This is a genomic window from Crassaminicella profunda (genome assembly GCF_019884785.1).
Lineage (GTDB): Bacteria > Bacillota > Clostridia > Peptostreptococcales > Thermotaleaceae > Crassaminicella > Crassaminicella profunda.
The window spans coordinates 3,650,410-3,663,704 of sequence record NZ_CP082326.1; the positions used below are offsets into that span (position 1 = coordinate 3,650,410).

7 protein-coding genes, 1 tRNA gene and 3 rRNA genes are annotated in these 13,295 nt (G+C 38.1%); all 11 read right to left on the reverse strand.

The window, feature by feature from the left end:
* Positions 1 to 4: 4 nt before the first annotated feature.
* Positions 5 to 616: a TetR/AcrR family transcriptional regulator gene (locus tag K7H06_RS16905; protein ID WP_223037200.1), complete on the reverse strand. Its 612-nt coding sequence runs from the start codon at positions 614 to 616 to the stop codon at positions 5 to 7.
* 101 nt (positions 617 to 717) lie between these two features.
* Positions 718 to 1,260 (reverse strand): TerD family protein, encoded by a 543-nt coding sequence (locus K7H06_RS16910; protein WP_246637721.1) that lies wholly within the window; start codon positions 1,258 to 1,260, stop codon positions 718 to 720.
* Between the two features lie 204 nt (positions 1,261 to 1,464).
* Positions 1,465 to 2,268, reverse strand: a complete 804-nt coding sequence (locus K7H06_RS16915; protein WP_223037202.1) for an AIM24 family protein — start codon at positions 2,266 to 2,268, stop codon at positions 1,465 to 1,467.
* A gap of 104 nt (positions 2,269 to 2,372) precedes the next feature.
* Complete coding sequence (locus K7H06_RS16920) at positions 2,373 to 3,005, reverse strand: hypothetical protein (protein WP_223037203.1); 633 nt, start codon at positions 3,003 to 3,005, stop codon at positions 2,373 to 2,375.
* A 145-nt stretch (positions 3,006 to 3,150) separates the two neighbouring features.
* Entirely contained in the window at positions 3,151 to 5,505 is a 2,355-nt protein-coding gene (gene nrdJ / locus K7H06_RS16925; protein WP_223037204.1) for a ribonucleoside-triphosphate reductase, adenosylcobalamin-dependent, read from the reverse strand.
* Between the two features lie 154 nt (positions 5,506 to 5,659).
* Complete coding sequence (locus K7H06_RS16930) at positions 5,660 to 6,166, reverse strand: thioredoxin family protein (protein ID WP_223037205.1); 507 nt, start codon at positions 6,164 to 6,166, stop codon at positions 5,660 to 5,662.
* A 167-nt stretch (positions 6,167 to 6,333) separates the two neighbouring features.
* Positions 6,334 to 6,450 (reverse strand): 5S ribosomal RNA (gene rrf / locus K7H06_RS16935).
* A gap of 118 nt (positions 6,451 to 6,568) precedes the next feature.
* A 23S ribosomal RNA gene (locus K7H06_RS16940) occupies positions 6,569 to 9,495 on the reverse strand.
* 182 nt (positions 9,496 to 9,677) lie between these two features.
* Positions 9,678 to 9,754 (reverse strand) — tRNA-Ile (locus tag K7H06_RS16945).
* 60 nt (positions 9,755 to 9,814) lie between these two features.
* Positions 9,815 to 11,340: ribosomal RNA gene (locus K7H06_RS16950) — 16S ribosomal RNA — on the reverse strand.
* The 16S, 23S and 5S rRNA genes sit together here with 1 tRNA gene alongside, the layout of an rRNA operon.
* A gap of 471 nt (positions 11,341 to 11,811) precedes the next feature.
* Positions 11,812 to 13,287 (reverse strand): lysine--tRNA ligase, encoded by a 1,476-nt coding sequence (gene lysS / locus K7H06_RS16955; protein ID WP_223037206.1) that lies wholly within the window; start codon positions 13,285 to 13,287, stop codon positions 11,812 to 11,814.
* Between the last annotated feature and the right edge of the window lie 8 nt (positions 13,288 to 13,295).

The following is a 13,295-nucleotide window of genomic DNA, read 5'->3' on the forward strand; positions in this document are numbered from 1 at the left end:
TCAATCACCTCTTTATTCCATTTAGAAAAATATCTACGATCAACTCAATCTCTTCTTCCATATGATCCATTTGATTAACCTGTGGTATAAACTGCCTTTGAAGAATCATAGATAAAACCATTCCCATAAAACTTCTCATGACAATCACACTATTTACATCTTTTATTTCTCCTTTTTGTTTTCTTTCTTTAAATATTTGCGAAACAATTTCAGGTATATTTTCTAATAGCTTTTTTAAGAATAATTCTCTTAAATCTTCATGAAACTGCAGTTCATAAAAAATCACCTTTATAAGAGAACAATGCTTTTCAAAAAACTTTATCCGATCCATAATTACAGCTTTTAAGAGTTCTTCTATAGATGCTTCTTTTTTTTCTTTGATTACTGCTTTTAATGAGTCTACTGCCATAGACTCTACAAATAAATGAATGGCTTTAATCATTGCTGTATGAAGTAAATCCTTTTTCCTAGGATAATACTTAAAAATAGTTCCTTCAGCCACTCCTGCCTCTTTTGCAATTTCATTCGTTGTAGCAGCAGAAAATCCTTTTTTTGAAAATATAGAAATGGCTGCTTCAAGTATTTTCTTTTCTGTTTCCTTTGCATTTCTTTTCATGATCTTACCTCCTTAGTGAGTGAGTGCTCACTCACTTATATTTTATACTTATCTATGCAAAAAAACAACAAAAAAATAAGCAGATAAAATCTGCTTATTTTTTATTCTGCATTTACACCATAACAAGCGCAAAGTGCTGGAAGTCCATCATTAAATCCTGAACCATTGGCATTAAATTTCCATTCTCCATTGTGTCTATAAATTTCTCCAACCACTACAGCTGTTTCTAAACTATAATCCTCAGAAAGATCATATCTTAAAAACTCTCTATTGGTATTTTGATCTACCAATCTCACAAAAGCATTTTCTACCATTCCAAAATTTTGGCCTCTTTCTTTTCCTTCATAAATGGTAATAGCAAATATAATCTTTTGTATTTCAGCAGGTACTGTATTTAAGTCAGCAAGTACACTTTCATCATCCCCGCTTCCTTGTCCTGTTCGATTATCTCCACTTAATTCTATTCCAAGTCCTGCTGGTTGTTTATTTCCAAAGAATACAAAATCTTTTTCATTTCTTACCTTCCCATCACCCTTTACGGCAAAGGTAAATACATCTAAATCAAAATCTTTTCCATCAAATTTGTTGGTGTCCCAACCAAGACCGATATGAATCTTAGATAAAGTGTTTGCATCTAATCCCATATCTGATGCAGCCTTTTTTAAAGATACCTTCTGTCCCTTTTTTAGAGATACTGGTTTACTAGCTGTAGTTTGATTCGCTCCACCTAATCCACTACCAAGACCACCTAAACTTCCGAGTCCTGCAGTTTGTGTTTGAGGTTGATTATTTGAAGGGTTGTTTCCTCCTAATCCACCAAGACCATTTAATCCCATTATTGCCCCTCCTTATCTATTAAAGAAATTTCCTAATGTATTTGTTACTTGCCCCATCATATCTTGCGTATTGTCCATAGAATTTCCCATAGCGTTTGATTGGGTTCCTACTGCTTCTCCCCTATCAATACCTATATCCAGACCTGCTTTTCTTTCTGAAGGTTGAAGAACTACTGTATTTCCTCCTTGTTTAAATTCAAACATATAAGATTCCCCTGAAGTTTGTCCAATAAATGTTTTCCAGTTTACATCCGCCTTTAAGCTTGGATCTGGACCTGTCCAACATATAATGGCATCTGGGTCTACTCTACAAGGCGTTTGTAATACAATTGCATTTCCATCTGTAATAACAGCTACATGACCTGTTTCTCCTGAATTATTCTTAAAGTTTGTAGTAAACAATCCCTTTTGAGATAATACCCCTGCTCCTATAAAACGAACACCATAGTTTAAATTTCCTGAAAATGCTAATATGTTTTCAGACTCTACCCCAACAGATTCACCAGGTTCAAGAGGAACAATCGTAACATTTTTTCCTGCAAAAGCCAATATACACATGCCTTCTCCTGTTACTTTCATGATCTCCATATTTTCACCTGTTAATCTTCTAGAGATGTTATTCATAATACCTCTAGCGATTCCACCACCTGCATTGGGATCTAATAATACTTTTTCATATTTAAACTGACCTTGATCTGCAACCATTGCTCCTTTTTTAGCAAAGAAAAATCCTTGTCCTTGCGCTACACACGAAAAGGCTGGTGTCTGCTTTGTTGCTCCTGTTAAATTTTCATAAGTCGATAATTGAAAGCTCATCTAATTCTCCCCTTGTTTATGTATTTATATCAATTATATCATTTTTAAAACCTATGTTTTAGAGGGTATTTCAAAATATTAAATAAATTTTTAGTTGATTGTTCTTATTTCTTGAAATAAATAAATCCAATAATAGAAATTCCATACAATATGATTGGCAATAAAAAATCCATTTTTGTAACATGAAAATCTTTATTTACCTTGTATTTTTCTATCAATAAATCTTTCATGTCATTTAAAATTTCTTTTAAACTCTCTATTTTTTTATACTTAGATATTTCTATATGCGTACATTCTCCATTCTTGTTTTCTTTTAATACAATAGCTACACCTATATTTTTTACAAGAAGTTTTCTTTCATCCTCTTTTATTCTTTCCTCTAAAGTATATTTATATTTTTCAAATATAGTATATAGAGCTTCTTTTACAATTTCTTTTTTTACTTGATTGACCATGATCTTTTTATAGAAAAAAGTTTTGTATAAATTGTAGATCAATGCTACGAATAAACCTAGATATAACAATACGGGACTGAAAAAATACAAAAAAGCTTCTTTGCCTGCTCCTATAGTTAGAACCATTAAGTTAATAATAAAATAACAGGTAAATATACTTGTTAAAGGTAATTTGCATAAAATAGGCATGTCTAATAATACTTGTGACTGTTTCTTTTTAAAATTGCATACGGTCTCTTCAATAATACTTATACAAAATAATATTATTACAGCTATGTACATAATCTACCCCCTTAGATGTCTACTTCTATATGATTATACCAAAATTTTCATACTTTTATTATAGATACTGCTTTTTTGAAAAAGAAACCCCTTAGATTTATATTTTAAAATCTAAGGGGTTGTTTGTTTTGTTCTATATACATTTCTATCTTATAGGGCAAATTCCATTCTCACAGCCGTCATTGCCTATATCTAGCTCTACTTCTTCTTGTTCATACTTTCTAAGTAAAGAAGGAATAAATGGCTTCATTTCATTTACGCGCCTTTTATATTCTTCTTCAGTGATAGCTTCATAAGGAAGTAGCTTATAAAAATTATCATCTAATGATAAGAATGATAATGCAACTACATCATCCCAATGATCCCATACCCATTGTTCTACTTCTTCCCATTCATGCTCTCTCACATGAACAGTGATTGAACAATTGTGGTCAACATAATTTTCCATGAACATTTTATAATTCTCAAGTTGTTCAATTGCAGAAACATCATATTTTGTTTTACCATTTGGTGCTTTTACAGGGAACTCTACTACTTTTGTCACGCAACTATCCCAAGCTTGACCTACTTCTGGAAAAACTGGATAATCTAGGTCTTCACAAACTTTTACTAATGGATCATCAGAGCTTATACGAATTCTTCTTATGTAGAAAGGCGAATGTGAATAGTGAACACCACTCGATACAGTAGGTAATTGGCTTAATGTTCCCTCTGGTTTTACAGTCGTTACTAATAAAGGTTCTTTTTCCCCAATTTCAGCAGCATATTTTTTTACTTCTTCACGAGCAGCTTCTCTTAATTTACTTAAGATTTCTGCTTCTTCTTCCCTTGTAATGCCTAACGCATTCACCATGTCCTGCCATCCTGTCAAAGAGCAGCCTACTAATTTATCCCTTTGCTGTACTGCATCCCAATTTGGTAACTCAAGCTCTACACAAGTCATTCTATATCCTGCTCTTACAGATAATCTTTGTGCGTAAAGTAATCCTTCTAGATCTAGTTTACCATTCCTATCTACAAAACTATATACATTAATTGTCGTTAGGTTACAAAGTCCTTGTGAATCAAGAAGAATTTCTCCACATGGATTCACACCATTCATATTCGGCCTTCTTTTTAGTCCTGCTTCTTCATTGATCCATCCAGGTTCTCCTGAATATCTCATACGCTCAATTTGCCAATGAAGTTTCTCTCTTGTAGGTTTTTCTCTATAATAAATAGAGTTATTGCTCATTTGTCTATGGATAATATTTTTATCTACAATCCATTGTCCATCTATTTGCTTATAAAGATTCGATTTTGCATCAATACATTCTTGATCATCTGCATCTATTAATACCATTTCAGCTGTTCTTCTAACGCCACCTACTACTACATTCTCTCCAATAATATTAGCAATATCCAAACAATCAATAGGCTTTAGTCTATGCTTCTTTTTATAAGAGTTTGTTTTATTTTTACGGATAACTGCATCAATTTTAAAGAACATATTCTTAAGACTCTCATGACCGCTTGCAGTTCCTCCAAATGTTTTTAATTTTTCTCCTTTTGGTCTCACATGGTCATAATTTACAATAATCGTTTTTACATTTCTATACTCATTACTATATAGAAGTTTAAAGAAGAAATCTAAACTTTGAGTCCAACCTTCCTTACTATCTCCTACTGTAATTTTAACTGTATTGTTATGGAAAAATTCTAAGCTCGTATTATCTTCTCTTTCACTAATAGGCATCGGCATATAATCCTTATGGATCAATTCATAGTTTGATCTTATCTTAGGAAGGTTTTTTACATCATCTTTTAAAATTCTAAGGCCTACTCCAGAACCCACCATCAACAAATAGAATAACTCTTTAAAGGATTCAAACTGCTCTATTTTTAGAAAAGAACAATTATAGTTAGCCATTGGATAATTCTTTGCTACTGGTGTATTTCCCACCCAAAAGGTACGTCCAGACAAAAATTGACGAAGATTATAAATATTATCATACAATTTTTCTGCTTCTTCTTTTGTAGTTGGCACTAAACTACAATTATATTCAACCGCTCTTCTTACTGTTTCCCACCAATATTCCCTTCTTTTTTCCTCTGGTAACCATCTAGAATAAGTTCTGTAGTATACAAAATTACCTAGTTGTTCCATAGGTGAAGTTTTATGCTTATATTTACTAATAAAATCATCCGTTAACAATCGATCCTCAATCCTTTTTCTCATTTTTCTTATCTTATTATGTTCATTTCTGTAAATTATGTACATTTTTGCCACGTCTCTTCTATCACTTGTCATTAATAAATCTTCTACCATATCTTGTATCTCTTCAACATGTATTGGAAATGCTATTTGTTTTGTCTTTTCATGTATGAGATAGGAAATTTTCTTACTTAACTCATGATCTATTCCTGATTTTGTTTCTGCCATAGCTCGCTCAATTGCATTTCTTATTTTGATACTATCAAAATTTACTATTTTATCATTTCTTTTCATTACCTTTATCATAAAATGCTCCTTTCAGAATCATTAGTAATATGTACTAGATATTGTATATTTATACCTAAAACAACATCATTTAGTATATCAAAAATCCAACGTGCACTATATATTGTAGCATCTGAAAGTTTTATTGTCAAAAAAAAAGATGGCCCCTTGCCATCTATTTTTCCACCATATTTAATATTTCTTTTATTGTCTCTACAATATACTCACCTTTTTTATATTTTCTTTTTGCTACAATAATTTCTACTTGCTTTCCTTTTCCTTCAATATCTTTCAAAATTTGGGGTTGTTCTATAAAAGCACCTAATGGTTTAAAATTTTTGTCCATGATTAAAAAAGTTGGTATTTTAGTCTTACCATTTACCTTGTAGTTGTCCATAAAAACTTCATTACCTTCTCTTGATACAATTGATATTGCAAAATTCGGATTAATCTCTATCATTTTTTGAAGAGCGGGTACATTAATCATACAATCTGGACACCATATTTCAGCAAATACTAGGATATTTACGATCTCTTTGATTCCTAGAATATCATTTTCTAAGGATTCATCAATTGCAATATTCTTATATACTTCTAAGGTTCTTTCTTTATAAGTGTCTTTATCTTTATTTACAAATTCCATAAAAGAAATTCCTTTTTTAAAAAGCGCTTGAATACTCATAAAATCCCCCCTTATTTTTATTCCAAATCAAATCATATCTATAATAGATTTGCAATCGTATTAAATATTTACTCAACATGAACCAATTTCCTGCCTATATCCATTTATATATATGATACATCATATAACTTTAGACTTACAATCATTTTAAAAAATAAAAAGAAATTATCTAGCGACGACCTACTCTCCCAGGCAGTTACCCACCAAGTACCATCAGCGCTGAAGGGCTTAACTTCTGTGTTCGGTATGGGAACAGGTGTAACTCCTTCGCTATAGTCACTAGATAATTTCTTTTCTAATATAAAATGTATATTCTTTTAAGCAGATTGCCAAAATCTATGATTTTGTCCAAATAAAATATTTAAGAATTTACACCCTCAAAACCAAACAATGCATATTTTATTGGTCAAGTCCTCGACCTATTAGTATCGGTCAGCTTAAGACATTACTGCCCTTACACCTCCGACCTATCAACCAGATAGTCTTTCTGGGGTCTTACTAGCTTAACGCTATGGGAAATCTTATCTTAAGGGGGGCTTCGCGCTTAGATGCCTTCAGCGCTTATCCCGTCCATACATAGCTACTCAGCTGTGCCACTGGCGTGACAACTGATGCACCAGAGGTATGTCCATCCCGGTCCTCTCGTACTAAGGACAGCTCCTCTCAAATTTCCTGCGCCCACAGCGGATAGGGACCGAACTGTCTCACGACGTTCTGAACCCAGCTCGCGTGCCTCTTTAATGGGCGAACAGCCCAACCCTTGGGACCTACTACAGCCCCAGGATGAGACGAGCCGACATCGAGGTGCCAAACCTCCCCGTCGATGTGGACTCTTGGGGGAGATAAGCCTGTTATCCCCGGGGTAGCTTTTATCCGTTGAGCGATGGCCCTTCCACTCGGAACCACCGGATCACTAAGCCCGACTTTCGTCCTTGCTCGACCTGTATGTCTCGCAATCAAGCTCCCTTCTGCCTTTGCACTCTTCGCGCGATTTCCGACCGCGCTGAGGGAACCTTTGGGCGCCTCCGTTACTCTTTAGGAGGCGACCGCCCCAGTCAAACTGCCCACCTGACAGTGTCCCAAAGCTGGATTCACAGCTTATGGTTAGAACTTCAGTATTACAAGAGTGGTATCCCAAGGATGACTCCACACACACTGGCGTGCATGCATCGACGTCTCCCACCTATCCTGTACATGTAATACCAAAATCCAGTGTCAGGCTACAGTAAAGCTCCACGGGGTCTTTCCGTCCTGCTGCGGGTAACCGGCATCTTCACCGGTACTACAATTTCACCGAGTCTATTGTCGAGACAGTATCCAAATCGTTACGCCTTTCGTGCGGGTCGGAACTTACCCGACAAGGAATTTCGCTACCTTAGGACCGTTATAGTTACGGCCGCCGTTTACTGGGGCTTAAGTTCGGTGCTTCGATTGCTCTAACACGTCCCCTTAACCTTCCAGCACCGGGCAGGCGTCAGCTCCTATACATCGTCTTTCGACTTAGCAGAAACCTGTGTTTTTGCTAAACAGTCGCTTGGATCTATTCTCTGCGGCCACCTCGGGCTATAAACCCTAACGTGGCACCCCTTCTCCCGAAGTTACGGGGTCATTTTGCCGAGTTCCTTAACAATAGTTCTCTCGCTCGCCTTAGGATTCTCTCCTCACCTACCTGTGTCGGTTTACGGTACGGGCACCTAGATCTAACTAGAGGCTTTTCTTGACAGCGTGGAATCAGTAAGTTCGCTACTTATATTTCGCTCCCCATAACGCCTCAGAATTGTTAAGACGGATTTGCCTATCCTAACTTCCTAAACGCTTAGACGCACACAACCAACGGTGCGCTTAACCTATCCTTCTGTGTCACCCCATCGCTCAAACGATTTTCGGTGGTACAGGAATTTCAACCTGTTGTCCATCGCCTACGACTTTCGTCCTCGGCTTAGGTCCCGACTAACCCTGAGTGGACGAACCTTCCTCAGGAAACCTTAGGTTTTCGGCGGGCAGGATTCTCACCTGCCTCTCGCTACTCATGCCAACATTCTCTCTTGTATATAGTCCACTGCTCCTTACGGTACAGCTTCAACCCATATACAATGCTCCCCTACCCATACCAAACGGTATGCCGTAGCTTCGGTGACAGGTTTGAGCCCCGGTAATTTTCGGCGCGGGATCACTCGACTAGTGAGCTATTACGCACTCTTTGAATGAATGGCTGCTTCTAAGCCAACATCCTAGTTGTCTATGCAATCCCACATCCTTTTCCACTTAACCTGTACTTAGGGACCTTAGCTGACGATCTGGGCTGTTTCCCTTTCGACCATGAATCTTATCACCCATAGTCTGACTCCTAAAGTTATGATTACGGCATTCGGAGTTTGATAGTCTTCGGTAACCGGTGAGGGCCCCTAGGACATTCAGTGCTCTACCTCCGTATCACTACCTTTAAGGCTAGCCCTAAAGCTATTTCGGGGAGAACCAGCTATCTCCGAGTTCGATTGGAATTTCTCCGCTATCCACAAGTCATCCCAGCCTTTTTCAACAGACATGGGTTCGGTCCTCCACGAAATTTTACTTCCGCTTCAACCTGCTCATGGATAGGTCACCCGGTTTCGGGTCTACGGCATACAACTAAAATCGCCCTATTAAGACTCGCTTTCGCTGCGGCTCCGTTACAAAATAACTTAACCTTGCTGCATACCGTAACTCGTTGGCCCGTTCTACAAAAAGTACGTGGTCGTTCATAAAAAGAACTTCCACTGCTTGTAAACATAGGGTTTCAGGTTCTATTTCACTCCCCTCCCGGGGTTCTTTTCACCTTTCCCTCACGGTACTATACGCTATCGGTCACTAGGAAGTATTTAGCCTTGGGGGGTGGTCCCCCCAGCTTCCCACAAGGTTTCACGTGTCTCGTGGTACTCTGGAGTACACTCAAGCTAGACTAAGTTTTGCCTACAGGACTATTACCTTCTTCGGTAACTCTTTCCAGAGTTCTTCGGCTACAAATTCTTTGCTCTTAATGAGTATATCCGCAACCCCTAAAGAAAATTCTTTAGGTTTGGGCTCTTCCCCTTTCGCTCGCCGCTACTCAGGGAATCGAGTTTTCTTTCTCTTCCTCAGGGTACTTAGATGTTTCAGTTCCCCTGGTATGTCTCCTATCTACCTATTTATTCAGTAGATGGTACTTAGGTATTACCCTAAGTGGGTTCCCCCATTCGGAAATCCCCGGATTAAAGCTTGCTTGCAGCTACCCGAGGCTTATCGCAGCTTACCACGTCCTTCATCGACTCCTAGTGCCAAGGCATCCGCCCTATGCTCTTTATAACTTGACCTGCTGCAATGCTTCAATTACCAAAATTTTATATTTTGTGTAATTGGAGTACTAATAAACTTTACGTTTATTAGTTTCATTGCTCTTGATTCTCTCAGATTAATTGTAGTATTAATCTTTTTTTATATGCATTGTTCAGTTTTCAAAGTACAAATTCAAACCCTCTCTTTCGAAAGGCTTTAATGGTGGGCTTGGGAGGACTCGAACCTCCGACCTCACGCTTATCAGGCGTGCGCTCTAACCACCTGAGCTACAAGCCCCTACCTGAGAGTTAAACTCTCAAAACTAGACAGTGTAAGAAACAAACCTATTCTCCTTAGAAAGGAGGTGATCCAGCCGCACCTTCCGATACGGCTACCTTGTTACGACTTCACCCTAGTTATTGAATTCACCTTCGGCAGCTTCCTCCAAAAGGTTAGATAGCTGACTTCGGGTGCCCCCAACTTCCATGGTGTGACGGGCGGTGTGTACAAGACCCGGGAACGCATTCACCGCGACATTCTGATTCACGATTACTAGCAACTCCAGCTTCATGTGGGCGAGTTGCAGCCCACAATCCGAACTGAGACTGGCTTTTAAGATTGGCTCCAGATTACTCTTTCGCTTCCCGTTGTACCAGCCATTGTAGCACGTGTGTAGCCCAAAACATAAGGGGCATGATGATTTGACGTCATCCCCACCTTCCTCCGAGTTATCCCCGGCAGTCTCTCTAGAGTGCCCATCCGAAATGCTGGCAACTAAAGACAAGGGTTGCGCTCGTTGCGGGACTTAACCCAACATCTCACGACACGAGCTGACGACAACCATGCACCACCTGTCACTTTGTCCCCGAAGGGATTTCCCCGATTAAGGGTAATGCAAAGGATGTCAAGTTTTGGTAAGGTTCTTCGCGTTGCTTCGAATTAAACCACATGCTCCGCTGCTTGTGCGGGTCCCCGTCAATTCCTTTGAGTTTCAGTCTTGCGACCGTACTCCCCAGGCGGAGTGCTTAATGCGTTAGCTGCGGCACCGAGGTTCGACCCCCGACACCTAGCACTCATCGTTTACGGCGTGGACTACCAGGGTATCTAATCCTGTTCGCTCCCCACGCTTTCGTGCCTCAGCGTCAGTTACAGTCCAGAGAGTCGCCTTCGCCACTGGTGTTCCTCCTAATATCTACGCATTTCACCGCTACACTAGGAATTCCACTCTCCTCTCCTGCACTCAAGCCAATAAGTTTCCAAGGCTTACTACGGTTAAGCCGTAGCCTTTCACCCCAGACTTTATTGGCCGCCTACGCACCCTTTACGCCCAGTGATTCCGGATAACGCTTGCCCCCTACGTATTACCGCGGCTGCTGGCACGTAGTTAGCCGGGGCTTCCTCCTAAGGTACCGTCATTATTCTTCCCTTAGGACAGAGCTTTACGACCCGAAGGCCTTCATCGCTCACGCGGCGTTGCTGCATCAGGCTTTCGCCCATTGTGCAATATTCCCCACTGCTGCCTCCCGTAGGAGTCTGGACCGTGTCTCAGTTCCAGTGTGGCCGATCACCCTCTCAGGTCGGCTACTGATCGTCGCCTTGGTAAGCCATTACCTTACCAACTAGCTAATCAGACGCGGGTCCATCCTATACCACCTGAGTTTTGACTCATGTATGATGCCATACTAGAGTTTTATCAGGTATTAATCCCGGTTTCCCGAGGCTATTCCTGTGTATAGGGCAGGTTACCCACGCGTTACTCACCCGTCCGCCGCTTTCCACTCTTTAAATCACCCGAAGGATCAATAAAGAGCTTCACGCTCGACTTGCATGTGTTAGGCACGCCGCCAGCGTTCATCCTGAGCCAGGATCAAACTCTCAAGTATAAAAGTTTTGAATTGAACGTTTCGGACTTTTATGTCCATATATCTGGCTTAATTTCTTACACTGTATAGTTTTCAAAGTTCATCGTCAAAGGACATTTACTAATTTACCACATATCTAATATTATGTCAACCTTTTTTGAAAGGTAATTAATAGTAATTCTTAAAACTTATCTTTTGGTTAAAAGGTTTTAATCATCAACAACGTTATTTACTATATCATAAATACAAACACAATTCAAATTCATTTTCAAACTCACATTCATCATTATATGTGATTTTCTAAAAATTATTCCTATTTTCTCTGTTTTTCTATTATTTTTTATATAATTATATAATGATATTTTTCCCTATCTATCTTTTAATTTTTCTCTTTTACCTAAAAAACACCTCTTCTTAAAAAAGAACGAGGAGCAAGTACTCTGCCTTATTATCTTCAAAAAAAAAGCATAGGCAAACCCTATGCTTTTTGCTTTACTTATCAATTGGCTTCATAGTTGGGAAGAAAATTACATCTCTAATAGTTGGAGAATCTGTTAACAGCATAACAAGTCTATCAATACCAATTCCAATACCACCTGTAGGAGGAAGCCCTACCTCAAGTGCATTTAGGAAATCTTCGTCTGCCATAGCAGTTTCATCGTCCCCTAGTTCTTTCTTTCTCAATTGGTCTTCAAATCTTTCTCTTTGATCTAGTGGATCATTCAATTCTGAGAACGCATTTGCAATCTCCCAACTATTTGCGAACGCTTCAAATCTATGTGTATAATGAGGGTTTTCTGGATCTCTTTTCGCAAATGGTGAAATCTCAACTGGATGATGTGTAACAAAGGTTGGTTGTATTAATTTTTCTTCACAGAATTCTTCAAAGAATAAATTAATAATATCTCCCTTTGTTGTTTCTTTATTTACTTCTATTCCTTTTTCTTTTGCAATACATCTTGCTTCTTCATCTGTTGCTACTTCTTCAAAATTAACACCTGTCTCTTCTGTAACTAAATCTACCATTCTTATTCTTCTCCATGGAGGTGTTAAATCGATTTCTTTTCCTTGATATGTAAGTTTTGTTGTACCTGCTGCTGCCATAGCCATTTCTGATACTACTTCTTCACACATTTGCATCATTACTTCATAATCTGCATAAGCCATATACCATTCAATTGTAGTGAATTCAGGATTATGCTTTGGAGACATTCCTTCATTTCTAAATAGTCTTCCGATTTCATATACTCTATCAATACCACCTACAACTAATCTTTTAAGATGAAGTTCTGTAGCAATTCTCATATACATATCAATATCTAATGTATTATGATGCGTAATAAATGGTCTTGCATTAGCACCTGATGCTACTGAATCTAGTATTGGTGTTTCTACTTCTAAGAAGTCACGATCATCCAAATATTTTCTCAATGCTTTTATAGCTTTTGTTCTACCTATAAAAGTATTCTTTACCTCTGGATTTACAATCAAGTCTACATATCTTTGTCTATATCGAAGTTCTTTATCTTTTAATCCATGCCATTTTTCTGGAAGTGGCTTTAGTGATTTTGAAAGCAATTTTACAGCTGTTGCTTTTACAGATATTTCTCCATGTTTTGTTTTAAAAACTGTTCCTTTGATTCCTACAATGTCACCTATATCATATGTAAGGAATACCTCATATTCTTCTTCACTAATAGCATCTTTTCTTACATAGGATTGAATTCGGCCTTGCTTATCTTGTATATCAATAAAAGCAGCTTTCCCCATTGTTCGTTTTGCCATAATTCTTCCTGCAATAGAAACTTCATTTCCTTCCATTGTTTCAAAATCATTTTTTATATCTTGGCTAAAATGAGTTTGATCATATTTTTCTATCTTGTATGGATCTCTTCCCATTTCTCTAAGCTTTTTAAGCTTATCCCTTCTCACCTGTAGTACTTCACTGAGATTCATTTCTTCACTCATCTTTTGTA

Bases quoted from the DNA above. Each gene is read 5' to 3' on its own strand.
- K7H06_RS16905 (WP_223037200.1), bottom strand. From the start codon at position 616: ATGAAAAGAAATGCAAAGGAAACAGAAAAGAAAATACTTGAAGCAGCC.
- K7H06_RS16910 (WP_246637721.1), bottom strand. From the start codon at position 1,260: ATGGGATTAGATGCAAACACTTTATCTAAGATTCATATCGGTCTTGGT.
- K7H06_RS16915 (WP_223037202.1), bottom strand. From the start codon at position 2,268: ATGAGCTTTCAATTATCGACTTATGAAAATTTAACAGGAGCAACAAAG.
- K7H06_RS16920 (WP_223037203.1), bottom strand. From the start codon at position 3,005: ATGTACATAGCTGTAATAATATTATTTTGTATAAGTATTATTGAAGAG.
- nrdJ (WP_223037204.1), bottom strand. From the start codon at position 5,505: ATGATAAAGGTAATGAAAAGAAATGATAAAATAGTAAATTTTGATAGT.
- K7H06_RS16930 (WP_223037205.1), bottom strand. From the start codon at position 6,166: ATGAGTATTCAAGCGCTTTTTAAAAAAGGAATTTCTTTTATGGAATTT.
- lysS (WP_223037206.1), bottom strand. From the start codon at position 13,287: ATGAGTGAAGAAATGAATCTCAGTGAAGTACTACAGGTGAGAAGGGAT.